Genomic DNA, 1,087 nt, shown 5'->3' on the forward strand with positions numbered 1-1,087 from the left:
GACCAATTCTTTGGATTGATTGGATATTATCAGTGTTGCCGGCGCTAAATTGTGGTTAGTTTGACCAACAGGCTAAAGCGTTCTCGTTTTTATGCTGTTGAAACTTACTGTTAAAACCTGCTAGTTGGCCCTGTTATTCGGCGATAGAAAACGCCTGGCGAATTTTATTAGCGTTAGCAGCCGCTGTCTGGATAGTCAATCTGGGCTGCTCTTGCCAAAGATGATGCCAGGCTAGAACGGTGATCGCATCAATGTGAGCCGGAACAGCGCGATCGCAAGGAAACGGCGTCAAGGTATATAGCGGTTTAGTTGTCGCAATCTCAGGCAAACGCTTTAACCCCAATTCAGTCGGAACAATCAAATTTACAGCCGGACAGGGCTTGCTCCACACCTTTAGATTTAGAGCCGCGATCGCCTCGTCAAAGGCTAGCTGTTCAGACAGTGCTACTCGAAAGTTGTTCTCGCACAGCCGCAAGACAGAACAGGGCCGACGATTAAAGGTTGCGCTCAGGGATTGAAACGGGGCAGTGTGGCTAATAGCTGGCGTAAAAAGCGCGATCGCCGCCTGCAGCCCATCAGCACCCGCAAAATCCCAAAGAACGTCTTCTGCTGACATAGCACCTTCTGACATAGCACCTTCTGACATAGCATCACCTACGCTCGCACCCGACTTTTAGACGGGTCGTACAGTGAAAGCGGCCCGACTTCAGCCCGAATCCGCCGCTTGATTCCATCCATCATCCCAACCTCTAGTTCTGTACCAGCCTGGGCGTATTCTGGGGCAATCTGTGCCAGCGCAATGCTACGATTCAGCACCGGAGAGAACGTGCCGCTAGTGACATGACCCACCCGCCAATGGTCGCCCACCGGATACACGCACTGCCCACCACAGGCCACCTCATTGCCTTCAAGCAACAGACCCACGCCTACAAACGGCGGGCGATCGCGCAGTTTTTCTAAAGCCGCTCGGCCAATAAAGTCAGGCTTTGTTTTCAAGCCCACGCTCCAGCCAATTCCGGCCTGATATGGTGAAATTAAATCGTTAAATTCTCGGCCAGATGCTAGCAATCCCACCTCGATCCTAGCT

Annotated in this window: 2 protein-coding genes; both read right to left on the bottom strand. The window is 52.0% G+C overall.

Translation table 11 applies throughout. The annotated features are described in order from the left end of the window. Positions 1-133: 133 nt before the first annotated feature. Entirely contained in the window at positions 134-646 is a 513-nt protein-coding gene (locus tag IQ256_RS29320; protein ID WP_193859196.1) for a hypothetical protein, read from the bottom strand. Positions 647-654: 8 nt separating this feature from the next. After that, positions 655-1,087, bottom strand: a 433-nt coding sequence (locus IQ256_RS29325) for an aminomethyl transferase family protein (RefSeq protein WP_193859197.1), incomplete at its 5' end; no start/stop codon positions are given.

This window comes from cf. Phormidesmis sp. LEGE 11477, from assembly GCF_015207105.1.
Classification (GTDB): domain Bacteria; phylum Cyanobacteriota; class Cyanobacteriia; order Phormidesmidales; family Phormidesmidaceae; genus Phormidesmis.